Source organism: Rheinheimera tilapiae (assembly GCF_042432165.1).
In the GTDB taxonomy this organism is placed as follows: domain Bacteria; phylum Pseudomonadota; class Gammaproteobacteria; order Enterobacterales; family Alteromonadaceae; genus Pararheinheimera; species Pararheinheimera tilapiae.
The window spans coordinates 2168463-2192136 of sequence record NZ_JBHLXP010000001.1; the positions used below are offsets into that span (position 1 = coordinate 2168463).

General features: G+C 50.3%; 21 protein-coding genes. 8 read left to right on the forward strand and 13 right to left on the reverse strand.

Annotation, left to right across the window (positions count from 1 at the left end; all coding sequences use genetic code 11):
• The first annotated feature begins 223 nt into the window (after positions 1-223).
• The 3 genes from ACFFJP_RS09415 (at position 224) to ACFFJP_RS09425 (ending at position 2503) form a co-directional block, all read left to right on the forward strand.
• Positions 224-784: a DUF2971 domain-containing protein gene (locus ACFFJP_RS09415; protein ID WP_377242757.1), complete on the forward strand. Its 561-nt coding sequence runs from the start codon at positions 224-226 to the stop codon at positions 782-784.
• 310 nt (positions 785-1094) lie between these two features.
• Positions 1095-1550: a hypothetical protein gene (locus tag ACFFJP_RS09420; RefSeq protein ID WP_377242759.1), complete on the forward strand. Its 456-nt coding sequence runs from the start codon at positions 1095-1097 to the stop codon at positions 1548-1550.
• 149 nt (positions 1551-1699) lie between these two features.
• On the forward strand, positions 1700-2503 hold the full coding sequence (locus tag ACFFJP_RS09425) for a GGDEF domain-containing protein (RefSeq protein ID WP_377242761.1): 804 nt from the start codon (positions 1700-1702) through the stop codon (positions 2501-2503).
• A 152-nt stretch (positions 2504-2655) separates the two neighbouring features.
• On the opposite strand, the gene ACFFJP_RS09430 is transcribed toward ACFFJP_RS09425, so the two are convergent.
• The 7 genes from ACFFJP_RS09430 to ACFFJP_RS09460 form a co-directional block, all read right to left on the reverse strand.
• Entirely contained in the window at positions 2656-3378 is a 723-nt protein-coding gene (locus tag ACFFJP_RS09430) for an SOS response-associated peptidase (RefSeq protein WP_377242763.1), read from the reverse strand.
• 96 nt (positions 3379-3474) lie between these two features.
• On the reverse strand, positions 3475-3954 hold the full coding sequence (locus tag ACFFJP_RS09435; protein WP_377242765.1) for a copper uptake system-associated protein: 480 nt from the start codon (positions 3952-3954) through the stop codon (positions 3475-3477).
• Positions 3954-6038: a TonB-dependent copper receptor gene (locus tag ACFFJP_RS09440; protein WP_377242767.1), complete on the reverse strand. Its 2085-nt coding sequence runs from the start codon at positions 6036-6038 to the stop codon at positions 3954-3956. Before ACFFJP_RS09440 ends, ACFFJP_RS09435 begins: the two co-directional genes overlap by 1 nt.
• A 108-nt stretch (positions 6039-6146) precedes the next feature.
• Positions 6147-6638, reverse strand: a complete 492-nt coding sequence (locus ACFFJP_RS09445) for a DUF1543 domain-containing protein (RefSeq protein WP_377242769.1) — start codon at positions 6636-6638, stop codon at positions 6147-6149.
• A gap of 82 nt (positions 6639-6720) precedes the next feature.
• On the reverse strand, positions 6721-7323 hold the full coding sequence (locus tag ACFFJP_RS09450) for a hypothetical protein (protein WP_377242771.1): 603 nt from the start codon (positions 7321-7323) through the stop codon (positions 6721-6723).
• A 156-nt stretch (positions 7324-7479) separates the two neighbouring features.
• Positions 7480-9171 (reverse strand): NAD-dependent malic enzyme, encoded by a 1692-nt coding sequence (locus ACFFJP_RS09455; RefSeq protein WP_377242773.1) that lies wholly within the window; start codon positions 9169-9171, stop codon positions 7480-7482.
• A gap of 159 nt (positions 9172-9330) precedes the next feature.
• A complete protein-coding gene (locus ACFFJP_RS09460; protein ID WP_377242775.1) occupies positions 9331-9759 on the reverse strand; it encodes an Lrp/AsnC family transcriptional regulator in 429 nt (142 codons plus the stop codon).
• Between the two features lie 201 nt (positions 9760-9960).
• Between ACFFJP_RS09460 and ACFFJP_RS09465 the strand changes: the two genes are divergently transcribed.
• From ACFFJP_RS09465 to ACFFJP_RS09480, 4 genes are all read left to right on the forward strand, one after another.
• Positions 9961-11172: an aspartate aminotransferase family protein gene (locus ACFFJP_RS09465; RefSeq protein WP_377242777.1), complete on the forward strand. Its 1212-nt coding sequence runs from the start codon at positions 9961-9963 to the stop codon at positions 11170-11172.
• 53 nt (positions 11173-11225) lie between these two features.
• Positions 11226-12254 (forward strand): arginine N-succinyltransferase, encoded by a 1029-nt coding sequence (gene astA / locus ACFFJP_RS09470; RefSeq protein WP_377242779.1) that lies wholly within the window; start codon positions 11226-11228, stop codon positions 12252-12254.
• Positions 12251-13738 (forward strand): succinylglutamate-semialdehyde dehydrogenase, encoded by a 1488-nt coding sequence (gene astD, locus ACFFJP_RS09475; protein WP_377242781.1) that lies wholly within the window; start codon positions 12251-12253, stop codon positions 13736-13738. The genes astA and astD overlap by 4 nt, the downstream gene beginning before the upstream one ends.
• A 109-nt stretch (positions 13739-13847) precedes the next feature.
• Positions 13848-14651 (forward strand): DUF1338 domain-containing protein, encoded by an 804-nt coding sequence (locus ACFFJP_RS09480; RefSeq protein ID WP_377242783.1) that lies wholly within the window; start codon positions 13848-13850, stop codon positions 14649-14651.
• A 262-nt stretch (positions 14652-14913) separates the two neighbouring features.
• On the opposite strand, the gene ACFFJP_RS09485 is transcribed toward ACFFJP_RS09480, so the two are convergent.
• Both ACFFJP_RS09485 and ACFFJP_RS09490 read right to left on the reverse strand, forming a co-directional pair.
• On the reverse strand, positions 14914-15498 hold the full coding sequence (locus ACFFJP_RS09485) for a hypothetical protein (RefSeq protein WP_377242785.1): 585 nt from the start codon (positions 15496-15498) through the stop codon (positions 14914-14916).
• A gap of 13 nt (positions 15499-15511) precedes the next feature.
• The gene (locus tag ACFFJP_RS09490) at positions 15512-16378 is read right to left on the reverse strand and encodes an MBL fold metallo-hydrolase (protein ID WP_377242787.1); all 867 of its coding nucleotides are present in this window, start codon (positions 16376-16378) and stop codon (positions 15512-15514) included.
• Between the two features lie 244 nt (positions 16379-16622).
• On the opposite strand from ACFFJP_RS09490, the gene ACFFJP_RS09495 reads away from it, so the two are divergent.
• Positions 16623-18854, forward strand: a complete 2232-nt coding sequence (locus ACFFJP_RS09495; RefSeq protein WP_377242789.1) for a methyl-accepting chemotaxis protein — start codon at positions 16623-16625, stop codon at positions 18852-18854.
• A gap of 30 nt (positions 18855-18884) precedes the next feature.
• Here ACFFJP_RS09495 and ACFFJP_RS09500 read toward each other — a convergent pair whose 3' ends face one another.
• The 4 genes from ACFFJP_RS09500 to ACFFJP_RS09515 form a co-directional block, all read right to left on the reverse strand.
• Positions 18885-19970 carry a methyl-accepting chemotaxis protein gene (locus tag ACFFJP_RS09500; protein WP_377242791.1) on the reverse strand — a complete coding sequence of 362 codons (1086 nt, stop codon included), beginning with the start codon at positions 19968-19970 and terminating at the stop codon, positions 18885-18887.
• A gap of 243 nt (positions 19971-20213) precedes the next feature.
• Complete coding sequence (locus ACFFJP_RS09505) at positions 20214-21296, reverse strand: methyl-accepting chemotaxis protein (protein WP_377242793.1); 1083 nt, start codon at positions 21294-21296, stop codon at positions 20214-20216.
• A gap of 184 nt (positions 21297-21480) precedes the next feature.
• Positions 21481-23085 carry an ABC-F family ATPase gene (locus ACFFJP_RS09510; RefSeq protein WP_377242795.1) on the reverse strand — a complete coding sequence of 535 codons (1605 nt, stop codon included), beginning with the start codon at positions 23083-23085 and terminating at the stop codon, positions 21481-21483.
• Between the two features lie 154 nt (positions 23086-23239).
• Positions 23240-23674 (reverse strand): EamA family transporter (locus ACFFJP_RS09515; RefSeq protein WP_377242797.1); only part of this gene is annotated, 435 nt, incomplete at its 5' end.

A 23674-nucleotide genomic window follows, 5' to 3' on the forward strand; every position in this document is an offset into this window, starting at 1 on the left:
AATCGACAATATGGACATTTGTCTACCTATGAAGCTCTATAAATATCGAGCGTATTCACTCCGGTCGTTGGAAATTTTTATTAATAAACAAATATATTTTCCAAGGCCTGAAGAGCTAAATGATCCTTTCGATTGTTGAATGCTTGAAGGCGTAAGTTACGATATAGGAGACTATGAAAGACATTTTTATATTAATAGTTCCCTCTCGTTTGAAAGAAAGTCTATGGAAAATTTAAGTAAAATATATAAAGATTGCCAGGAAAGCGCCCAACAAATTGGAATCTATTCACTATCCAGAGATTTAAAGTCAGTTTTACTTTGGTCGCACTATGCAGATCAACACAAAGGCTTCGCTGTAGGGTTCAATTTGAGTGACGACTTAGTTTCGGAAATTGATCCACATATAACTGATTTGAGCCCTGTAACTTATGTAACAAAAAATCCATTCCCTACAAATCATATAGAATTATTCAATAACAGTTATCAGCAATACATGAATGGATTAGGATTCATTATTCCTTATATCACTCAAACAAAGTTGTTGACTTCTAAAACTAAGCCTTGGAGTTATGAAAAAGAGTACAGGCTTATTAGAGATAAAAGTGGCTTTGTGAATTTTGACCCCAAAATTGTTAAAGAAGTTGTATTCGGTGCTGCGATGCCTGACGCTCACATACAAACAGTCATAAAGATCCTATCGACAACTGAATGGTCACACGTAAAGTTAAAACGAGCATCTCTCGGGACAGATTTGAAGATTTGGATACACGATTTTACAGATTGAAAGTGTTACTATCTTGCTGAATTTCTTTTTAGCTAGAACCGCTTGGTCCGGCACAGTAATAGCCGGACCTTGTTTCATTTTGAAACAAAAGCCCTGTTTTTACCATCCTCACGACAGCCCCAAAACTGACTCTTCTGATACACTCGAACCAGGTTAAAACCCCCAAAATTGCTACCCGCTGCGCAACTGCGTAACAAATAAACTAACGCGATGATTTATAAGGATTTTATAGAAATATCGTGAGAAATTTCTCTATTCGGTACAGTTTCATGTTTTTCCAGTTCCCGAGCAGTAAGAGGACGGATTAACTATGGAAAAAAATCGGAAAATAAGACCTGAACGTTTAGATGACTTCAAAAACCTGTATTACGACGCATTCGGGTATGGCGAGGGTAATCATGAACGAGCAGCAGAATTCTTTGGCGTACCCGTATCTGAGTGCCAGAAATGGCATGATGAAAGACCGCACCCAGTAGCTCACCGATATTTGCAGGTTCATTGCAAAGGCTATTTGCCCTATAACACCAACTGGAAAGACTGCTATATCCGAAGTGACGGTATGGTGATTACGCCATTTGGTAACTGTATGCCATCAGATATGGCTTTGCTTCATCGCCGCAAGTGGTCAGCCGAGCAAACACGGCAACAATTGGTAAAGTGCCGTCAGCAGCTACAAGAACTTCGCTCAGGTACCAAACTCAAAATGCTGATCCATACAGCAGACTACCTAGGGCGACTTGTAAAAGAGCTTGCTGTTGAAGAATGAAACAAGGGGCCTAAGCCCCTTAAATTTCTAGTTTCGAACATTTCTCAATACCTCAGACATCGTAAAATACAGAAATCTAATCTATATCTAACACCGTGTATTTTTCATTGGAATTCAAGTCATTGAACAGGATTCTCAATCGCATAAACGTGGCTTATGTCTGGCCGTTAGCACTTGTAGTCATTTTAGTCATTGCAGTAGCAGACTATTACACTGGTGTATTAGTTACTCTGTCAGCTTTTTATATTGTTCCACTGTTTCTAGTTGCCTGGACGCGAACAAGATTCGAGACTCATTTACTTATCCTGATGATCGTTGGTGCTTGGTCATGTGCTAATTACCTTAGTGATGCTCAACACTTGTCTGCAGGAATATTAATTTGGAATTCATTTATTAGATGGTTACACCTAACTATGACAGCGGAGCTTGTCCGTTATATACGCCGTTTACTAACTATTAACTCTGATTTAGCGAATATCGACGTTCTTACAGGAATACCGAATCGGCGTTTCTTTAATTACAGTATGCAGCATGTATTGTTATTTCCCCCTGCTAACAAAATAGTGAGTTTCACTTTAATCGATGTTGATTATTTCAAAGTTTTAAATGACGCGCATGGGCACCAATTCGGTGATGAGATATTGAAGAAAGTTTCTCAGCAGCTTGCTAGCGAATGTATGAAAAATGAATTCTGTGGTCGTATAGGCGGAGATGAGTTTGCAATAGTTCTGTGCTGCGATGACTTTGTTGATAGTAAAAATCGCATTAAGCGCCTTGCTCAAAGGATTTCAGAAAATGCTTCCCCCTGTAGTTTAGGCACCTCTCTTGTTAGTACAGGACAGCTTCTTACAGAAGTTTTTGAGCAAGCAGACAAAGCCCTGTACCAGACAAAATCAGGGGGGCGTGGTTATGCAACTATTTTTGACGGTTGCCACTATCACAAAGCAATTTGATAAATAAAAAGGGGCGTAAGCCCCTGATTTCTATAACTTCCATTATGTTAAATAGGATTGTGCGGAAGCAGTCTGTCAGCAGCCCTATACTCAAAAAATAATCAATGGCTGCGCTAGCTTCACCGAGTGCCGTATCCAGGCGAGCTACATTCCTAATCCGCCTCTATCGCAACCTCATTTCCAATTGGCTGATATAAACTTGGTTTGTTGATTGGGATGGCCTGTAGCGCTGTGTAGATCTTTGGTTGAAGTAATTCGTTGAACTGATTGATATTGCTGTCCGGATCCAGCCATAGGTCAAATGCGCTTGGTGGTAACATCATTGGCATGGCTTTACTGTGAAATGCCAGCAGCTTCTGGTGTGGCGCTAAGGTGATGATTGAACAGGAATATGTAAGTTCGCCAGTGCTTTTATTTAGCCAGGTGCGGTAAAGGCCGGAAAAGGCCAAGGCGCGTTGGCCGATGAAATCGGTATAGCGACTGATGCCCTGCACTATTTCTGTTTCACCAAAACCGCTGGCCGGTATGATGCAACGTTGCTGGCGATACGCTTGGAAACCAGCGCTGCCACGAACATGTAGTTTGTCGGATCTGGTGTTAAAACTGGTGTATGGGCCTGGTTTAAAGCCTTGTTCTGTTTGTTCCAGCAGCAGCCACCAGATGGCATCCTGCAGCCGGCGCTGGCCATCTTGCTGCAGCACTATGGACACCAGATTAGTCGCCCGGATAAAACGCCCGGTTCTGACTGGCAGATGCAGCGCCAGTTGTTCAGGTGCTGCATCATTGCTGGCCGACGCTGGATACAAGTGGATGCCGAGCTGTTCGAGCAGCTCAGTCAGTAGTGGATTATCGGTGACATTCAGCCGGCCGCACATGGCTATTCCCGTGTTTTTACAGCATCAACACACTATAACCAAAGGTCGCTGTCTGCGTACAACACTTATCCGCAGCTGTTGATACCGCAGCGGATGTTAATGTTGCTGCGGCGCATGTCCGTCACGCATGTTGACGGTTGCACCAAAGGCATCCAGTAACGCTTTGTCGTTTGCGCTGACTGCTTGCTCGGCACTTTGCAGTGCACGGACAAAATCAGCGGCCGCTGCCGGTGTCATACCTAATTGCTGCCATAACGTTTTTTGCAAAATACCGGCGCCGCCGCAAAGGACCAGTTGCCATTGCTGATGGCTGCGCTTAAACACCGCACGGCCTCCCTTGCCTTGATGCCACCAATCGGCAGCGGCAAAATCGCCGGCTATATGTGTCGGTCCTAATGTTAACGGGTGCTGATGACTGTGCCAGGTTCTAATCATAAAGCCATGAATTTGTTCAAGATCTATATCAGCATTTGCCTGAGTGACAGTCTGAGCGACTGCCGGATGCTGCAGAGCTGCAACATCCGGTATCAACAGCGCTAAACCGCCAACCAGTAACAAACTATGCTGCGGGCGCATCAGAACTGCCCATCCCAATTCCACTGCGCTTTTAACCAGGCTGTGCGCCCTGGTTCATTGACGCGTAACGTCTGGACATAACCCGGGATGCCGCCGCCCATGCCGTTGCCCGCAGCACGGCTAACAAACTCGGCATAAGTCCGATCGAGCAGATTGTCGACGCCGGCGGTCAGCAGCAAGCTTGCTACCGGACGCCAGCTGCCGTTGAATGACACCACAGCAAATCCTGGCGTTGAACCCAGATCTTTGCCAACGATATTGCCTTTGTCGCGATCGAAATAACTTTGCGCGCCAACAATACGCACTAACGAACCCACCGACCAGTTATCCTGCGCGTAACTGAGACCCAGTTTGATTTCCAATGGGGAGATCTGTGGCAATGCAGTACCGTCGGTGTCGTTGTCACCACGGGTATAAGCCACTGTCACGTCGGATTGCCAATGATGAGAAAATTTCTGCTGAACACCCAGTTCAGCGCCATAACTGCTGGCGTCGATGTTTCTGACAAAACCGTTTGATTTCATCATGTTGCTATAGTCGACCAGAATATAGTCACTAATTTCATTGTAAAACGCTGAGACTGACCATTCAGTGCCTGCATTTTTAAACAAATAACCGGTATCGAGCTGCGTCGTTTGTTCCGGCGCTATGTCCAAAAACGCACTTTTCGATTTGATGCCCTCTTTAGCGATCAATTCCCAATAATCGGGGAAACGTGCGGTGCTTCCGACGCCGATATACCAGCTCGCCGGAATAGCACTGAACTGATGTTCATAACGGGCAAAACCACTGTGCAGGTCATCATCGCGCCGCTGCCCTGCAGTTGGGTTTGGCATTGGACTCATCATACCAGCGATTTTCAGCCGCTCATCTGTCGCTTGCCATTGGTCCAGCCGGTAGCCTGCTGCAACTGCGTCAAACTGGGCGAGCTGAAAGCGCCATTCCGCGAAAACACCGACCTGAGAAATTTCCGCATCATCAAGCAGTGCGCTGAAAACACCTGAAGCCGGTGCCGAGCGCGATCTGTGACCACTGTCCTGTTGATCTGCGCCCAGCGTCACTTTGTAATTCATTGACGGGGTAAAAATAGCACTGAGGCGCCCGCCTTTGGTATCGCGCAGCAAGTTGGCATAACCCATCATGCCCGGCTTGCGCAATTGCTGGTCGTCCATCAGGTGGTCGACTTCGTTGTCGAACCAATGGAATTTAACCTGCTCGAGCCAAGGCGTGATATTGGTTTTTTCCACGCGCAGATTCAGGCTATCGCGCCGGAAACGCGTGCCATCCATGCCACGATCGGCATAAGCTGCTTCGCCGTCACTGCGCGCACCGGATAGCTCTACTTTGGTATCGACATCCGGCGTCCAGCCAACTGCGATATTGCCGCTGTAGCGCTGATAACGCGAATGCACGTCGTTACCGTCACCATCCTGATAGTCATCCGAAGTGGAGTTGCTGCCACTTAGCAGCACATAACCATTTTGCTGACCGAATTGCAGATCGGCCAGTTCGTCGTGGCGACCAAAGCTTGCGGTGGTCAGGCTGCTATGTGTGCGAAAACCCGCTTGTTCAAAAGGCGCGACATTGCGGTCAAACAGGATCACCGCCGCGGAATGGCCGGCACCATGCGCCACCGATTGCGGGCCTTTGATCACGGTCATTGAATCATGTAATTCGGGGTAAATATAAGCCGTTGGTGCGTCCATCCGGAAATTACAGCCGCCGAGAATGTTTTCGCCATCGACCAGAATACCAAGGCGCGACCCGGCCATACCGCGAAATACGGCGTCACCGTCGGCACCGCCTTTACGTGTGACAGAAAACCCAGGGATCGTCTTCAGATAGTCGGCACCATCGTGCGCCGGCAAGGGCTGACGCGGCGCTTTGGGGTCCATCACCAGCTGGCCTGGCCCGTTCAACACCACCCCAGTGACCTGAACACGTTCGATGTCTTTTTCCGCTTTGGCATCAGCTGCATGCGCTGCAGTATCCGCCAGAACAGTAGCCGGCAAACAAAACAGGCTCAGCGCTAACGTCAGACGAGATAATTTGTATGAAGAGAGAAATGGATTCAGTGTGGTCACAGCACATACCTTTTAGAAAATGCATGTGCCTGATTTTACGAAAAAGTTCCTGTTATCCCCATGCGGCAAATTGTCGCAGCCGCTGTCACCCGGAGTAGATCCTGAGCTCTACAGCAGGATGTAATCATTACCTTGCCGTGCTGGCGCATAATCGCCTGGCACCAGCTGAACATAACGACCGGCCACAGCATCGATGGCGATGCAATCGTCAACGTCATACAGATTATCGGTGTGCGGTTTGTCCCACTGCTGTGGCATGCGCTGTTTGCCGAGTTGTTTCGCCTGAGCCAGGTTTTCCGCGACGACCAGCAAATACTGATGATCCTCGCCAAAGCTGCCGGGCAAATAACCACCGAGGTTAATGAAATAGAGCCGTGGGTCTCCGGCTTTGGGTGCGACGTCGCTAAAATGCAGTTGATAACCATCGACGCCCTGCACATGCCACCAGGAGTCAATGTGCAAGCCTTTGGCTGCACCGAACCATTGCTGTCTGAGCTGCTCATGACAATCGCTGAGCTGCTCACCAAAAGCAAACACAACGTCATGGACTTCGATTTTCGCTGCCGGGTGTTTGCCACCCAACATCACCACAAATAACATCCGTTTTTCCTATTGCGCCTCTCACTGCGGCCAAGCTTAATGAAAACTGGCCGCAGGTCAACTCAGCGAAGAACTTGCCGGACTAACTTTTGTTAAAACGCAGTGATTTGCTGAAAAACATCCCGCTTTGGCAGTTTTTATCTGGCGTCTCGCCGGGCTTCACCACACGTAGTTGGTCGAAACTACCTTCCGGCAATTGTGCGGTAATTTGCTGTTCAAAGGTTTTAGCGACTTTGCTGATCTCATCACCATACTGGCTGATAGCGTCAATATCGCCCTGATAGCTGTCAGTAATATCTTCAATGCGTTCGGCTGTCATACGGGTTTGTTCTAACAAAGTTTCGTCCGGCATCCGATCCCTTTTGGTTTGTTGCTCAAGTTCTGCGCTCAGCTGCTCCATTTTATCCTGATGCGGCCCAAGCGCCTTACTCATCTGATCCAGCGGGATTTGTAGCTGGTCCATTTTCAGTTCTGCTTTTTTTAGGTTTTGCCAAGCGTTGAGTTCAACTGCCGTCAAAGGCCGTTCGGACAGTAACTTACAGTCTTTGAGTACTTGCAGTTTGTAGTCGGTTGGCGCTGATTGTTGTGCTGCAAGTGCCAGGCCGCAGCTGCTGAGCAGCACTATGGCCAATGTGAAACGATGAAAATGATGGGTTGGAATGTAACGCTGCTTGGTGGATGGCATAAGGACCTCGGGCTATCAATGAAATGATGATGCGGGTTGGTCGTAGCGTGCTTTAAAAAAGTTGGTCAGTGGATAAGAAAAAACAGCGGAAAAAAAACGGCGAAGCACAAAGTTGCGTTTCGCCGGTCTTTTGGTCGTGCTTTCGTCGGTTTGTGCTTAGCTGCTGACGCGCTTATACAAACGGTATTCTGGTTTCCAGAAATTGCTGTTTATTTTACGCATCAAACGCTCATCATCCATTTCCAGCGCATGGCCTTGGGCCATCGCCATTTTGGCAACTGCAAAAGCGATTTCTTTTGATAACTCAGATAATTGTGTTAACGGAGGCAGAATACCGCCCTCGCCTGTATTGGCCAGCGGTGACGCCGCCGCCAAGGTTTCGCTGGCCACCCGCAACATATCATCGCTGATATGACGAGCTTTACAGGCCAGCACACCCAGCCCGATCCCCGGGAAAATGTAGCTGTTGTTGCACTGCGCAATAGGATAAGTTTTGCCATTGTATTCAACAGGTTTAAATGGGCTGCCGGTAGCGATAATCACTTCACCTTCAGTCCATTCAATGACTTTTTCTGGTCGTGCTTCAATCTGTTTGATTGGATTACTGAGCGGCATAATGATTGGCAGCGCGCAGTTTTTCTTCATCGCCTTGATGACGGCTTCAGTGAAAAGCCCGGCAACGCCCGAGACACCGATTAAAATGTCGGGTTTGGCACAGTTCATCACATCACGCAGCGAGGCATAATCGCCACTGAAAGACCAATGGCTGATCGCCGCTTTGGTTTGCACCAGCGCTTGTTGGAAGTCACGTAGATCTTCCATCCCCTCGGTTAACAGGCCATGACGGTCGACCATAAAGACCTGACCGCGTGCGGTGGCGTCATCAAGACCTTCGCTGACCATTTGGCTGATCACTTGCTCGGCAATACCGCAGCCGGCAGATCCTGCACCGACAAATACCACTTTCTGCTCAGATAATTTGCTGCCTTTTGAACGACAGGCGGCCAATAACGTACCAACTGTGACCGCTGCAGTGCCCTGAATATCGTCGTTAAAACAACAAATCTGGTCACGGTAGCGTTTCAGTAATGGCATCGCATTGGGCTGCGCGAAGTCTTCAAACTGCACCATCGCTTCCGGCCAGCGCCGTTTTACCGCCTTGATAAATTTGTCGACGAACTCATAGTATTCGTCGCCACTGATACGACGGTGGCGATTGCCCATATAAAACGGGTCATTCAGCAGTTTTTCGTTATTGGTACCAACATCCAGACAAACCGGTAAGGTATAAGCCGGGCTGATGCCGCCACAGGCGGTATACAGTGACAGTTTGCCGATCGAGATCCCCATGCCGCCAATGCCTTGATCGCCAAGGCCCAATACGCGCTCACCGTCGGTAACCACAATGACTTTGACTTTTTTCTTGGTGGCGCTGCGCAGCACATCGTCTAACTGATCGCGGTCGCTGTAGGAAATAAACAGGCCACGGGCGCTGCGGTAAATGTCAGAAAAGCGCTCACAGGCATCACCAACCGTTGGCGTGTAGATGATCGGCAGCATTTCTTCGAGGTGGTTTTGCAGCAGGCGGTGAAACAAAGTTTCATTATTGTCCTGTACCACACGCAGATAAATGTGTTTGTTGATCGGCTCTTCAAATGACGAATATTGCATATAAGCACGCGCGGCTTGCTCTTCAATGCTTTCATACCGCGGTGGCAACAGGCCGGTTAAGTTAAATGCAGCACGCTCTTCACGGCTAAATGCACTGCCCTTGTTCAGTAAAGGCGTTTCCAGCAGCGCTGGGCCGGCATAATGGGTGTACAAAGGGGTGTTATCTGCTTGACTCATAATATTCCCGGAAATAGCGGCCATCTGGCGAAAAGTGGGCGGATTCTACCGCTGTTCTAACCCTGTAGTAAAATTTCAGACAACTGGTCGGACATTTGCGGCTACCGGTGGCTACCCGTTATTTGTTGTTGCCTTACCAGCAATCGTAGCGCTCTGACCTTAGCGTTTAAATTTGGTTTCCAGGATCACTGATGAATTAGTCCTTTCAACGCCATCCAGATCACCAATTTGATCGAGTAAGTGACTGAGCTGCTCAGTGCTTTGAGCTTGAACCACTGCAATCAGGTCGTACTCCCCGCTGATGGCATACAATTCAGCGATCTGCGGGATTTGCTTTAGCTCATTATTGGTTTTAACCGTCAGCTTTTGTTTCACCTTGATTGAGACATGGGCCGACACCAAAGATTTAGTATAGCTGTCGCCATAGTCCAACACGTAACCGCGGATCACGCCGGTTTGCTCGAGCCGGGCAATACGGGTTTGCACGGTAGAGCGAGATAAATCGAGCAGTCTCGCCAGGTCCGATACGCTCGATCTGGCGTTGGTTCTCAGCAGTGCCAGCAGTCGCTCATCTTCTTTACTTAGCATTTTGTCAAAATACTCCGTCATTATGTCAAAACAAAACCAACATTTGACGATAATGATACTGCAGTTTGACGACCCTGCCCAATATAATAATGGCATAACGTCCCGGAATGCTGCATGCCTGCAATGTTCTTGCAAAGAGCAAAGCGACTCCGGGCTCCAAAAGCCGCTTCAGACGGCGACAACACTCACGAGGAATTCGCAATGCAATTAACCCGCGCCCTGTTTGATGAAGTTATGGTCCCCAACTACGCCCCGTCACCGATTATTCCGGTCCGTGGCCTTGGCTCCCGGTTGTGGGACCAGCAGGATCGCGAGTTTATCGATTTTGCCGGCGGCATCGCCGTCAACTGTTTGGGCCATTGCCATCCGGTGCTGGTAAACGCACTGACTGAACAAGCCAATAAGTTATGGCACTTATCTAACACAATGACCAACGAACCTGCCTTAGCGCTGGCACAACGTCTGGTCGACACCACCTTTGCAGAGAAAGTCTATTTCGCCAACTCCGGCGCTGAAGCTAACGAAGCAGCACTGAAGCTGGTCCGTCGCGTGGCGCTGAATAAATTCGGTGCAGAAAAATCGCAAATCATTGCCTTTAAAATGGGCTTCCATGGCCGGACTTTATTTACCGTCACCGTCGGTGGCCAACCGGCTTATTCCGATGGCTTTGGGCCAAAACCGGCTGATATCGACCACGCCGAATATAACAATCTGGACAGCTTAAAAGCACTGATCTCCGATCGGACCTGTGCCGTGGTGTTAGAACCACTGCAAGGTGAAGGCGGTATCATCAGCCCAAGTAAAGAATTTATTCAGGGTGTGCGTGAGCTGTGTGATCAGCACAATGCGCTGCTGGTGTTTGATGAAGTACAAAGCGGCGTTGGCCGGACCGGCGAGCTCTATGCCTATATGGGCCTTGGCGTCACGCCTGACGTGTTAACCACGGCTAAAGCCCTCGGTGGCGGTTTCCCGATTGGCGCGATGCTGACCACCACTGAGCTGGCTAAACATTTAGTCGTCGGTACTCACGGCAGCACTTACGGCGGTAACCCGCTGGCCTGTGCGGTCGCGCTGGCGGCTTATGACACCGTGAACACGCCGGAAGTGCTGAACGGCGTAAAAGCCCGTGAGAAGCTATTTAAAGACGCTCTGCATGCTATCAATGCCAAATACCAGGTGTTTAGTGAAGTGCGCGGTCAGGGTCTGCTGATTGGTGCAGCACTTAGTACCGAATGGGCCGGGAAATCACGTGACTTTATGCTGGCTGCTGCCGAACAAGGTTTGCTGGTATTGATGGCTGGCTATAACGTGGTGCGTTTTGCCCCGTCGCTGGTGATCCCAGAGCAAGATATTCTCGACGGCATGGCGCGTTTTGAAGCGGCGATTGCCAAACTGGTCGCCGCGCGCGGCTGATCTGTAACAAGAACAAGCCGGCATCTGAGGCCGGCTTTTGTCAGGACTTTTTCATGTTATTGATCCGCCCTATTACCCAAGCCGATTATCCTGCGCTGATGCAAATCGCAATCGAATCCGGTGCCGGTTTTACCTCATTGCCGGTTAACGAACAAAAACTAAAACAGAAAATTGCCCACTCCGAGCACAGCTTTGGTATCGATACCGAACAGCCCGGCAATCAGGGTTACCTGTTTGTGCTGGAAGACACAGAAACCGGCGAGATCTTAGGCACGTCGGGCATCGAAGCATCGGTTGGTCTGACGACTCCGCTGTACCACTTCCATAAAAGCACAGTGGTGCACCATAGCAACGAGCTGAACGTCTATAACCCGGTTGAAGTGCTGACCATGTGCAACGACTACACCGGTGTTTCTGAGATTTGTACGCTGTTCCTGCGTGAACCGTACCGCAGCGGCATGTATGGCCGTTTCTTGTCGAAAGTCCGTTTTATGTTTATGGCGGACCATCCGAAACGTTTCTCTAAAATCGTCATTGCCGAGATGCGCGGCATGGCCGATGAAAATGCGCTGCCACCGTTCTGGCAATGGTTGCAGTCGTATTTTTTCAGTATCGACTTCCCGACCGCCGACCATATGATTGGCATTGGCAACAAAGGCTTCATTGCTGACCTGATGCCGCGTCACCCGATTTATGTGTCGTTGCTGCCAAAATCGGCGCAGGACGTGATTGGCCAGGTGCATGTCAATACAGCGCCAGCTTTGAAATTGCTGGAAAATGAAGGCTTTATCCACCGTGGTTATGTCGATTTGTTTGATGCCGGCCCAACGGTTGAAGCGCAGCTAAAACAAATTAAATCGGTACGCAGCAGTCACCGGATTAAAGTTGCGATTGGTGCGCCGGTGGAAGGCCCGACGCTTGCGATCTCGAATCCACAGGTTGCCGCCTTTCGTGCCACCATCAGCAATCAGGCACAGCTGGATGGCGATGTGTTGATCATTACACAAGCGATTGCCGATGCACTCAACATCAATGCCGGCGACGAAGTACGTTATTTAAATCTGGATAGAGGTGCCAAATGAGTCAGCCGCAGACAATTATTCAGGGGTTACAGCTGATCAATGGTCAGTGGCAAGCAGGTGCTGGCGCGCTGTTTCAATCCGTTGACCCGGCGACAAGCCAGGTGATCTGGCAAGGCCAGGCAGCCGATGAACAGCAAGTGCAGCAAGCTTATCAAGCTGCCCGCACGGCATTTTATAGCTGGTCCAGTCGGCCGTTGACTGAGCGTATCGCCATTGCTGAAGCCTTTGCCGAACAGCTTAGAGCCAACACTGAAGCCCTAGCGCGCACTATTGCGCTCGATACCGGTAAATCATTATGGGAAAGCCGCACCGAAGTCGCGGCGATGATTGGCAAAATTGCTATTTCGGTTAAAGCCCACCAGGAACGTACCGGCACTGTGGAAAATCCGATGCCGGGCGCGCGGGCGTTTATCCGGCATAAACCGCACGGCGTGGTCGCGGTGTTTGGCCCTTATAACTTCCCGGGGCATTTACCGAATGGCCATATTGTACCGGCGCTGATCGCTGGTAATACGGTGCTGTTTAAGCCATCAGAACTCACGCCGTTAGTGGCGCAGCATACGCTGGAACTTTGGCAGGCTGCTGGTTTACCGGCTGGTGTGCTGAATTTACTGCAAGGCGAAGTGGCTACCGGGAAAGCGATTGCGAATTTACCAGGCATCGATGGCCTGTTTTTCACCGGTAGTTCAAACACCGGGCATTTATTGCATAAACAATTCGCCGGTCATCCCGGCAAAATTCTGGCGCTGGAAATGGGCGGCAACAACCCACTGATCGTCAAAGACGTGGCCGACGTGAAAGCCGCAGTGCATGACATTATTCAGTCCTCTTTTATCACCAGTGGCCAGCGCTGTACTTGTGCCCGACGTCTATTTATTGAACAGTCTGCTAATGGCGATGCCATTTTGGCGGCGTTAGTGAGCGCAACAAAACAGCTAGCGGTTGGCGCACCCTTTGCCGAACAGCAGCCGTTTTATGCCTCAATGATTAGCAGCAAAGCGGCGGCCGGCATGGTCAAAGCGCAGGCGGATATTGAAGCGCTTGGTGGCGTATCGTTAGTGCGCTTAACCCAGCTCGATCCTGCATTGGGTTTTGTCACGCCAGGCATTATCGACGTGACGCATGCGGCAGCATTACCGGATGAAGAACATTTTGGCCCGCTGTTAAAAGTATACCGTTACAGCGATCTGCATAGCGCTATTGATGAAGCCAACAACACCAGTTTTGGTTTGTCGGCCGGTTTGCTGGCGGACAGCGCCGCCGATTACGAGCTGTTTTTCAGCCGGATCCGGGCTGGTATCGTCAACTGGAACAAACCAATTACTGGCGCATCCAGCGGTGCGCCATTTGGCGGCATTGGTGCCAGTGGTAACCATCGTGCCAGTGCCTATTATGCCGCGGACTATTGTGCATACCCGGTTGCCTCGGTTGAAGCCGACAAAGTCAGTCTGCCGGCGACCTTAAGCCCGGGACTGAGTCTCTGAGCGGGTTGCTCATTCGCAAAATTTCGACGACAAGTTTTATTAAGATCAAAGTAGTTCCGGCCACAGGCGTTAAAATCTGTGGCCTTAGCAGTAAATAACAGGCAAACCCATGCATAGCAATTTTAAAGATTTATTCGCCGCTCTGTGGCAAGACTACGTGCAACTGACTCCTTCTGCAGAGCAGATCCATGCCCTGCTCGGTTCAGGCCAGCAAGACGATGTGATCAATGACCATATCGCGCTGCGTACTTTTAATCTGGACAAAGTGGGCCTCGATAAACTGGCCGCACATTTTATTGCTGTGGGTTACAAGGAAGCAGGCGAATACCATTTTGAAGCGAAAAAGCTGTATGCCAAGCATTTTGAGCATCCGGATCCAACGGCGCCAAAAGTGTTTATCTCCGAATTACTGGTAGAAAAATGCTCGCCAATGCTGCAGCAAGCGGTGCAGAAGTTAGTTGAGCAAATCCCGGTTGAAGCCGTGACTGCAGAGAACTTTATCTATTCAGGCCGCCACTGGAACATTGACCAGGCGACTTACCGTCTGCTGCTGGAAGAAAGTGAATACGCCGCCTGGATGGCAGTTTGGGGCTTCCGCGCTAACCATTTCACTGTATCAGTCAATGCCCTGCAGAATTTCACCAGCCTGCAAAGTGTCAATCAGACCTTAAAAGATGCCGGTTTCCCGCTCAATACTTCTGGCGGTGAAATCAAAGGTTCAGCGGACGTGTTGCTGGAGCAATCCTCAACGCTCGCCGATGAAGCCGAAGTGGCTTTCACCGATTGCGTGTTGTCGGTACCAAGCTGCTTCTATGAGTTCGCTCTGCGTTATCCAACTGCAGACGGCTCGCTCTACACCGGTTTTGTTGCAGCTTCTGCTGACAAAATCTTTGAGAGCACCAACGCTCGCTGAGCCTGATGGCTCTGAGCATCCGGACCGCTGGTTTGATTTGCCGGGGGGCAGATCGCTGGCAGTCTGACGACCCAGAATTCACCTCAAGAGTGTGTCAATTGAAGTGGATGTAGAAAAAGCAAACGGGCCTGCGGGCCCGTTTGTGCTTATCAGAGGTTAATCACCGCCAGAATGACAAAAGCGGATTGAATATTTGGCATGGAATTGCGCTGATGTCACTGTGACTGCTGAGTTAATTTGGTGACCGATCACCAACTTCAAGTCAAAAATCCTCCACCGCTAGCCACTGCTGACAACGTTGCCAGAATTCAGCCGCCGCTTGTGGCTGATAACCGTTAGAATGCGGATTGATAAAACCATGTGACTGCTGCCAATGCTGCTGTTGGAGCTGTGGATACTGCTGTAACAACATTTGCAATGCCCGGACATCAAAATGCAGTTCGTCCGACCATAGACAAGTAACAGGCCATTGCGGCGCTAAGGCACTGTAATGCCGGATTTGACCACCATAACACAACAAGGCTTTGCCGGCGCCTGGCGTGGCCGTACTTAACACAAACCAAAGTGCAGCGGCACCCGCGCTGAAGCCAAGCAGCAAGTCCGCTGGATATGCTTGTAACCTGTTCAGGATCTGTGCTTGATAGCGTTCCAGCCCGCCCTGCTGGGTAAACGCCTGATAGGCCAGCTGGTCATCGGCAAACACCGGCACGGATAAGCAACTATCAGGCTGGCAGATGTCGATGACCAGCTGTTGATTATCAGCCTGCAGTGCTGCCAGTGCCTGCTGTAACGCCGCAGTGGTACCAAAAATGTCTGTTGCAACCAATAGTCGGCGTGGCTGTTTCATCAATAGATCCAAATTAAAATTGATCCAGAGGTAACTTCAGATAACGAATGCCGTTCGCTTCCGGCACAGGCAATTCACCGGCTTGCATATTGACCTGTACTGAGGGCAGTAGCAGCTTGGGCATACTGAGAGTTGCATCACGAGCAGTGCGCAGTGCGACAAAGTCGGCTTCAGACCGGCCTTGCCCGACATGGATATTTGCCGCTTTTTGCGCACCGACACTGGTTTCATTAGCGACGTCCGGCCGACCCGGCGCACCGTAGTCATGGCACATCAACATACGGGTGTCGTCCGGTAACGCAAACAGCTTTTGAATAGAACGGTACAAAGTAGCGGCATCGCCGTCCGGGAAATCACAGCGCGCCGTGCCGTAATCCGGCATAAACAAGGTGTCGCCGACAAACAATAAATCTTCAATGAGATAAGACACACAAGCAGGCGTGTGCCCCGGCGTATGGATAATTTTGATGCTGGTGCGGCCGAGCGGTAATGTGGAGTTGTCAGCCAGTAACAGGTCAAAAGGCGCACCGTCTGCTTGCGAAGGTAGCGCGAATAATGCGGAAAAGACTTTTTGCACCCGACAGATTTGATCACCAATGCCAACCTGCGCCCCGCCACCGCACAACCTTTTCAATGCCGCCGCAGCGCTGAGATGATCAGCATGCACGTGAGTTTCCAGAATATACATTAAGTTCAGCTGGCGGCTTTGGATCTCGGCCACCACTTGCTCTACACCTGTGGTTGCGGTGCGTCCTGAAGCCTGTTCGAAATTCAGCACCGGATCTATCACCACAGCCGCTTGAGTGCTGGGCTCCCACACCAGGTAGGTGAAGGTACTACTGTCTTTATCGAAAAAAACTGAAAATTGCAGCGGGATCATGTCGACGTCCTGGCGCGAAGCAGCGCATTAAACCGGATACGAGCAGACTATACCAAATGTCTTCTATAACTTTAATCACTATGATTATTCTATAATTGCATATAGCAACGACTTTGCCGAGTAAACAAGCAGTTAACAACATCCAGATGGCTAAACGGCCTCATTGTCACATTTTTGTCATCTAAGCCTCCTAAGCTCTTGGCAGTTTTTGCCGGGACTTCGGCGCAATGACGGAACACTGACGATGAAAATTGCACAAAGACTTATGTGGGTAATGGGTGGTACCACAATCAGCGCGATGTTGCTGGCAGTCGGGATCAGCAGTTCGATGGCCGGCCGCTCTGCAGAAGCAGCGCTCAGTAGTAGTATTGACCAGCGTTTTCTGGCAGTAGCTACCGGCCGGCGTCAGGCATTGGCTCAGTACATGGACCAGCAGCGCGATATGCTGCAGAGTCTGGCGCACAACCGAATGACGCAGGAAGCACTGCAGGCGCTGCGCAATCCCTATCAGTCATACCGGTATGAGGTGGAGAATCCGGGACTCGATGGCCTGCGTGCGGAAGTTACGCAATGGTATCAACAGCAATACCTTCCGCTTGCGGCTCAGCAACAGGCGAAGCCTGATGTGACCAGCTGGCTGAGTAAAGCTTCGCTCGAGACCTTGTTATTACAGCGTTATTATCTGGCCACTAATCCACACGGCGCAGCAGCGCTGGCAAAATTGGTAGACCGGGCAGACGGATCTGTCTACGGACAGCAACATAAACGATTCCATCAGAGTTTTCGCGAAATCGTCAGCCGGCTGCACTATGACGAACTGTATCTGGTCGATGCCCAGTCCAAAGCGGTGTTGTATTCGGTGAATAAAAGTCCGGTGTTTGCCACTTCATTACAAGATGGCGCCTTTGCCAATACGCAACTGGCACAATTGGTCCGTCAGGTGATCAAAAATCCGGCGAATGGCTGGCAGGTATCAGCGGCCGCTCCGTTCAGTGGCCAATTTGATCAGTTGACTATGTTTATGGCCGCACCGGTTTTTAGCCCGCAAGACCAAAAAATCAGCGGCGTACTGGTCGCGCAATTGCCTCTCTCTACCGTGAGCCAGCTGATGTCAAATGGCAAGAACTGGCCAGCAATAGGTCTTGGCGACAGTGGCGACAGTTTCTTGCTGGATGCTGCCGGACAGCAGCTGACCACCAGCCGGAACGCACAACAGCCAATTCCAGACGCGACTGAAGTTGCGACCTTGCTACAAGGTAAACAACAATCTAAACAAATTCGGGCGGCAGATGGCGATCGCTGGTTGCAACGTAGTGAAGCGATTAATTTGGGCGGGCATCCGTTGTTGCTGGTCACGCAACAACGCAGTGAGGAGCTTTATCAGTCACTGAAGCAACTGAATCAACAGCTTTGGTACAGCAGCGCCCTGACCGCGTTACTGCTCGGTATTGCCGTGTTCTGGTTGACCCGCCGGCTCGGTATCGGCATTGCGCGTCCACTGGAACAACTGTCGGCACAGCTGGCCGATGCAGCCGAGCATAAAGACCTGCGTCAACAATTTGCACCGCAGCGTGATACCGAATTGGATCAAACCACGACGGCGCTGCAACAGCTGTTCAGCCGATTGTCGACACTGCTTCGTGGCGTGCAGCATGCCGGTCAACAAAGTCAGGAGCTGGCGGCGCAGAACTTACAAATCAGTATGCGCAGTAAAACTGCGGTCTATCAGCAGAAGGCCGCATTAACGCAGCTGGACGTGGAAGCGGCCGAGGCCGCGCACGCATTACAACAATTGCAGCAGCAAATTACGCAAGCCAACAGCGACGCAGAGCTGACCCATCAACAGGCGTTATCCGGCGAAGACAGTGTCAGCTCGTTGAATTCGCAGATCCGTCAACTGGCTGAACAGGTTGGTCATTCGGTCGACAGCATGCTGACACTCGACCAGGCAGCAACCGATATTATGCAGGTACTGGAGACCATCCGTGGTGTGGCTGATCAGACCAACTTGTTGGCGTTGAATGCAGCTATCGAGGCCGCCCGTGCTGGTGAGCATGGCCGGGGTTTTGCTGTGGTCGCCGACGAAGTCCGGCGCTTATCGGCAAATACCGCTAAAGCAACTGCTGAAATTCAGACCATGCTGAACCGACTGACCGGTTCGGTGACACAAACGCGGCAAGGGCTAGAACATGAGCAACAAACGGCTGAGCACTGCTTACAAAGTGCCGGCCATGCCGAAGAAGTCTTACTGGAGATCCGTCACGCTGCCGGCCGGATCCGGCAGATCTCTGCTGACATTAATCTGCTGAGCCGTAACGAATGTGCGCGCAGTCAGCAGATCAGTGCTGCGCTGGCACAAATTCACCAGTCTGCAGTCGAAACCGACAGTGCTATGACAGTGCTCGCCGAACAGGCAACGCTGCAACAACAGGTAAGCAGCGAGTTGTTGGCACAAGCTACGCAGCTGAAGGTTTGAAAAAGCGGGGCCAACTGGCCCCGCTTTCTTTTAAGACCAGATTTCGTTTTGCAAATGACTGATGAGATCTGTCACCTGCTGGCTAGCCTGCTCCATCGCGAGCAACGCTTGCTGCATACTGGCAAAATCACCGCGCTGACCTGCTGCCAAAGCATCACGGCCTGATTGATGTACCGCTTTATGTGGGGTATCTAACTGCTGAAAACTGCGTTTATCGCTATAACGCTTCTTGCCTTCGCCCTCAAAATACCATTTACCCAGACGGCATTCCGTGTGTGCGTTTACCACGTCGCCAAAACGCTGTTCCTGGATCAGTTTGTAGACATGATGCTTCCAAACCGCATGGTCTAGCTTCACCGTATTCAGAAACGCCATGGTTGAACTCTGGCTAATCACTTTTTGCATATGGCTGGACGTCGTGATCACTTTGGCTACAACGGCTTCAATCTGACCACTGGATGCGGCAACATCAGACGCACTATGTTGACTTTGTTCAACCATGCCACGGATCTGTCCGGTCTGGTCGATAATTTGCCGCACCAGTTGTTCAATCTGATTACTGGCTTGATGCGCTTTGCCGGCTAATTGCCGCACTTCGTCGGCGACCACCGCAAAGCCTCGCCCGGCTTCGCCGGCCCTTGCCGCTTCAATCGCAGCGTTTAATGCTAACAAATTGGTTTGGTCGGAAATTTCCTGAATGCTGGAGATCAGCTGATTGATCGCGTTGGCAGTGCCGTCCAGTACGGCTGTCACTGAGGCGCTTTGCTGAGCATCTTTACTGATTTGACCGGCACGATGTTCGAGATTGGCCAATGCCTGATGCGTCTGACCGAAGATCTCATCCAATGCGCTAAGCGCCTGATGCTCGTGCTCCAGCTGGCCGGCATTTTTCGCCAGTTCTTCGCGGATTTGGCCGAGCATCGCGCCACCAAGTAACATCGTCGCGCAGACAGATTGTTGATGCGCATCCTGCAAGCGCGCCGCTTCTGCTTGTTCTGTTTGTTGGCGGAATTGCTGTTGCAGCTTATCGATTTCGCTTCGATGCAACTCTTGCTGTCGTTGCAGCTGTTGCTCAAGTTCGGCAATTCGTTGTTTTAGTGCAGAGTTAAAAAACATAATTGAAGCTCCGGTGTCGTCAGGGGGGATTCTGAACGAGGGATACCAGGGCATAACACAACTATCCGTAGCGTGTTTGCAGGCGATTAAACGTGGCGCAGCCAAAGGCTCGCTATCGAGACTCCCCGGGTACAGATGCTGACGAACCTTGTCAGCATCTGTACCCGGATAAAAGCCTATCCTGACACAACTAAGATTAAGGTAACAGTTCGACTATTGTCTCAGGTCAAAACTAACTGCAATTTATTGAGCGCGCGCATCCTGTTGCAAGCGTTCCAGGGCTGCAACGACCTGTTGTGCAGCATCTTCCATCTGGCCCAAAGCCCTTGCCAGCGCACTGGTATCACCATTACGGCCAGCTTGCACTGCCTCTCTGGCAGCTTGGTGCAGTCCACGATGTGGCGCTTCTATCGCGCGGAAACTACTGAGCTGACCATAGTGTTTGGCACCATATCCGCCGGCACCACACCATTGTTGATACTTTTGTTCTGCCAAAGACGCTGTTAAATCGCGCTGTTGGGCAATCGCCTGATACACAGTGGCTTTCCAGCTGATGTAATCCATTTTCAACCCATCAAGATAGGTTTGCGTGGTGGTACTGCGGATCAATTTTTTCATCGCTTCAGAGCGATTAATCACTTCATTCACGACAGAATCGATTTGCTTCGATGATTGCGATACATCAGCCGCACTTTGCTGACTCTGTGACACCATGGTTTTGATGTTGGTCGTTTGTTCAATCACCTTGCGGATTAAACTTTCAATTTGTTTACTGGCTTCATTGGCTTTACCAGCCAAGGTACGCACTTCATCCGCCACCACCGCAAAACCCCGGCCTGCTTCACCGGCCCGGGCGGCTTCAATCGCAGCATTTAGCGCCAACAGATTTGTTTGATCAGATATTTCCTGAATACTGGAAATTAACTGATTAATTGAGCTGGCTGTGCCATCTAAAACAGCAGCTGTAGCCGCACTTTGATTGGCATGTTCGGTAATTTGTACGGCACGGTCTTCCAGTGTGCGGATGGCACTTTGGGTTTGACCGAAAATATCTTCCAGCCGCGCCAATGCGGTACGTTCAGCAATTAAATCATCGGCATGACGGCTGATACTGCCCCGCACTGCGTCCAGTACCGGGCCACCCAATAATTGCTGTTCCTGCCAATGACTCTGATTTTGTAGCGCCGCATATTGCTGAACCTGTTGTTCCAGCTGAGCTAATTGTTGCTCTAACTGTTGAGTGCTGTCTCTGGCCTGACGCTGTGCTTCTTTCAGTTGTTCTCTGAGTGTTTGGTTTTCTTCTTTGAGCGCACTATTAAAAAACATGAGGTTCCCCGAATTCTTATTATTGAATTTCCATCCTAAGTCATGGCATTGGCGCTGAAAAGCCTTTTAAAGGTAAAAGGATTAAGAAAACCGTCAGGAGCGGTTTTTAACAACGCAAAGCAGAGGATAAAAAAAGCGCCCGCGGGCGCTTTATTCATCAATAAGAACGAACTGAACCTGACTATCAGGCCAGCGCGAGTTGTTGAGCCAGGTAATCGTCATAGCTACCGACGAAATTACGCACGTCATTTTCGGTGATCTCGATGATGCGTGTGGCCAGAGATGACACGAATTCACGGTCGTGGCTGACGAACAACAACGTACCTTTATACAGTTCCAACGCCATGTTCAGTGACTCAATAGATTCCATGTCGAGGTGGTTGGTCGGTTCATCCATAATCAGGATATTTGGCCGTTGCAGCATCAGTTTACCGAATAACATCCGGCCTTTTTCACCACCAGACAGTACTTTGACTTTCTTCTTGATGTCATCTTGACTGAACAGCAAGCGGCCCAGAATGCCGCGGATCGCCTGTTCATCGTCTGACGGTTGTTTCCAGTACGACATCCAGTCAAACAGTGTCAGTTCTTTCATGTCGCCGGCGAATTCATATTCGTGATCCTGCGCGTAATAACCGATGTTGACGTTTTCTGACCATTTCAGCAGGCCGCCGTCAACCGGGTATTCTCCAACCAGACATTTTAACAAAGTGGTTTTACCGATACCGTTGGCGCCCAGGATCGCAACCTTCTCACCGACTTCGATCATCAAATTGACCTTTTTCAGTACAGGCACGCCATCAAAGCCTTTCTGTAAATCGTCAACTTCCAGTGCTAAACGGTACAATTGTTTCTGCTGTTCAAAGCGGATAAACGGATTAACACGGCTGGAAGCTTTCACTTCTTCCAGTTTAATCTTGTCCATTTGTTTGGCGCGTGATGTCGCCTGACGTGCTTTAGACGCATTCGCCGAGAAGCGTGCCACGAAGGCTTTCAGGTCGTCGATTTGGGCTTTTTTCTTCGCATTGTCTGACATCAACCGCTCACGGGCCTGAGTCGCCGCAAACATATATTCGTCGTAATTGCCCGGATATAAGCGCAGTTCACCGTAGTCAAGGTCTGCCATATGCGTACAGACGCTGTTTAAAAAGTGGCGGTCGTGCGAAATGATAATCATGGTGCTGTTGCGTTCTGCCAGCGTGTCTTCTAACCAACGGATGGTATTGATATCCAAGTTGTTGGTTGGTTCGTCCAGTAACATGATTTCTGGATCAGCGAACAGGACTTGTGCCAGTAACACCCGTAACTTCCAGCCCGGCGCTACCGCTGACATTGGGCCATAGTGCTGGTCGACCGGAATGCCGACACCTAACAATAATTCGCCGGCACGAGATTCTGCGGTGTAACCGTCCATCTCGCCAAAAGCCACTTCAAGGTCAGCGACTTTCATGCCGTCTTCTTCTGACATATCGGCGATAGCATAAATGCGATCACGTTCTGCTTTGACCTGCCAAAGTTCGGCGTGGCCCATGATCACAGTGTCAATCACGCTATATTGTTCAAACGCGAACTGATCCTGATGCAGCTTGGCGACGCGCATATTCGGCTCCACCATCACGATACCGCCGGACGGATCCAATTCACGACTCAGGATCTTCATAAAAGTGGATTTACCACAGCCGTTGGCACCGATCAGACCATAACGGTTACCTTGACCGAATTTGACCGAAATGTTTTCAAACAGCGGCTTGGCACCGAATTGCATCGTAATATTGGCAGTAGAGATCACAGTCAGGGGTTCCTGTTGGCCGATCAGGCACAGTTAACAAGTGGAAGCACAAAAAAGGCCTAGCGGATGGCTAGGCCAAAAAGCGCGCTATTATAGCGACAGCTCCATGTTTTTGCTATGCCGGCGTGCGGCTAACGGTGCAGTTCATCAAAGATTAACCAAAACGACGACCCAGTACGATACAGAGCACCACCAGAGCGGCGATGCCAAGTTGCACGCCGCTAATGTGTTCGCCAAGACACAAAGCCGCCCAGCCTAATCCCAGAAATGGACTCAGTTGCTGAAGTTGACTGATTTGCGCTACGCCGCCCAATGACAAGCCGCGATACCAGGCGAAAAAACCAAGAAACATCGAAAACACTGACAAGTAGGCAAAACCCAGCCAGGCTGACATTGAAACTGTGCTGACCTCAATGGCCGGGATTTGCCATAAGGTCCACGGTAGCAGCACCGGTAGCGCCAGCACCAGCGCCCAGCAAATCACCTGCCAGCTGCCCAGATCTTTAGCCAGCATGGCGCCTTTAGCATAAGCCAGGCCACAGAACAGGCAGGCCAGCAATAGCAGGACGTCGCCTAATGCCAATGTCCT

Bases quoted from the DNA above. Each gene is read 5' to 3' on its own strand.
- ACFFJP_RS09505 (WP_377242793.1), bottom strand. From the start codon at position 21,296: ATGTTTTTTAATAGTGCGCTCAAAGAAGAAAACCAAACACTCAGAGAA.
- astD (WP_377242781.1), top strand. From the start codon at position 12,251: ATGAGTCAGCCGCAGACAATTATTCAGGGGTTACAGCTGATCAATGGT.
- ACFFJP_RS09500 (WP_377242791.1), bottom strand. From the start codon at position 19,970: ATGTTTTTTAACTCTGCACTAAAACAACGAATTGCCGAACTTGAGCAA.
- ACFFJP_RS09435 (WP_377242765.1), bottom strand. From the start codon at position 3,954: ATGCGCCCGCAGCATAGTTTGTTACTGGTTGGCGGTTTAGCGCTGTTG.
- astA (WP_377242779.1), top strand. From the start codon at position 11,226: ATGTTATTGATCCGCCCTATTACCCAAGCCGATTATCCTGCGCTGATG.
- ACFFJP_RS09415 (WP_377242757.1), top strand. From the start codon at position 224: ATGGAAAATTTAAGTAAAATATATAAAGATTGCCAGGAAAGCGCCCAA.
- ACFFJP_RS09450 (WP_377242771.1), bottom strand. From the start codon at position 7,323: ATGCCATCCACCAAGCAGCGTTACATTCCAACCCATCATTTTCATCGT.
- ACFFJP_RS09455 (WP_377242773.1), bottom strand. From the start codon at position 9,171: ATGAGTCAAGCAGATAACACCCCTTTGTACACCCATTATGCCGGCCCA.
- ACFFJP_RS09485 (WP_377242785.1), bottom strand. From the start codon at position 15,498: ATGAAACAGCCACGCCGACTATTGGTTGCAACAGACATTTTTGGTACC.
- ACFFJP_RS09430 (WP_377242763.1), bottom strand. From the start codon at position 3,378: ATGTGCGGCCGGCTGAATGTCACCGATAATCCACTACTGACTGAGCTG.
- ACFFJP_RS09480 (WP_377242783.1), top strand. From the start codon at position 13,848: ATGCATAGCAATTTTAAAGATTTATTCGCCGCTCTGTGGCAAGACTAC.
- ACFFJP_RS09420 (WP_377242759.1), top strand. From the start codon at position 1,095: ATGGAAAAAAATCGGAAAATAAGACCTGAACGTTTAGATGACTTCAAA.
- ACFFJP_RS09490 (WP_377242787.1), bottom strand. From the start codon at position 16,378: ATGATCCCGCTGCAATTTTCAGTTTTTTTCGATAAAGACAGTAGTACC.
- ACFFJP_RS09460 (WP_377242775.1), bottom strand. From the start codon at position 9,759: ATGCTAAGTAAAGAAGATGAGCGACTGCTGGCACTGCTGAGAACCAAC.
- ACFFJP_RS09495 (WP_377242789.1), top strand. From the start codon at position 16,623: ATGAAAATTGCACAAAGACTTATGTGGGTAATGGGTGGTACCACAATC.
- ACFFJP_RS09445 (WP_377242769.1), bottom strand. From the start codon at position 6,638: ATGTTATTTGTGGTGATGTTGGGTGGCAAACACCCGGCAGCGAAAATC.
- ACFFJP_RS09465 (WP_377242777.1), top strand. From the start codon at position 9,961: ATGCAATTAACCCGCGCCCTGTTTGATGAAGTTATGGTCCCCAACTAC.